Here is a 784-nt window from a genome sequence, read left to right on the forward strand (position 1 = left end):
GCGCCATTCAACTTGATACTTAGTGGCATCTTTGGCTTGAGGCCAACTGATCACCATAGTTTCAACTGACATTCCCTGCTGAACCATTTGTTCGCTCGAAATCGTGACCGATTCAACAGGATCTTGAGTTGTAGGATTGATGATGGAGATTGGCCGATCATCAATAAATGCACCATGATCAATGGCATCAAATTTAGAATCAGCATGTTGTAGTGCTGTGATGGTAAATTGGTGTGGCTCATCTTGTGAGATTGAAACGACACGAAATTTCATCGTCGCTAAATCTTGTGCATCAATCACCCAGACATTTTGTGGGGCAACAGAGTAAAAAGAAGATATAACAGTAACGACCCGACCAGCTTTACTTGATACAACTCTTGCCTGCGCCTTGCCATCTTCACCATTTACCACTAAACGGTCACCAGCTCGGCACACCACATCATCACGATCTAAGGTGATTTGTTTTAAATCAGCACTGATTGACGAAATACGCCCACCATTTGCACGACCAGCTAGCAACTCATCAGCAAGTTCAATTACTTTACCTGGCAGTGGAATATAGCCATCCAACCCAACTTTAAAAGTGACTGTTCGAGTTTCGAGTTGTTCTGTTTTTAGCGCCCACTGGCCTGTGCGTTGTGCTTGTCCTTCTGATGTACAGCCCCATGCTTCAAGCTCAAGTATTTTGACTCCACCTCGATCACGTGCAATCGCTGCTTCATCCCGAACGAACACATATTCAGTCTTATAGCGATTTTGCGGATTATCCCAAGCCACCTTGATT

General features: G+C 44.4%; 1 protein-coding gene. It reads right to left on the minus strand.

All coding sequences use genetic code 11. The features are described 5' to 3' along the window. Nucleotides 1-784 (minus strand): phage tail protein (locus GJV03_RS21335; RefSeq protein ID WP_252720763.1); only part of this gene is annotated, 784 nt, incomplete at both ends.

The organism is Acinetobacter sp. RIT698 (assembly GCF_009668065.1).
Classification (GTDB): domain Bacteria; phylum Pseudomonadota; class Gammaproteobacteria; order Pseudomonadales; family Moraxellaceae; genus Acinetobacter; species Acinetobacter guillouiae.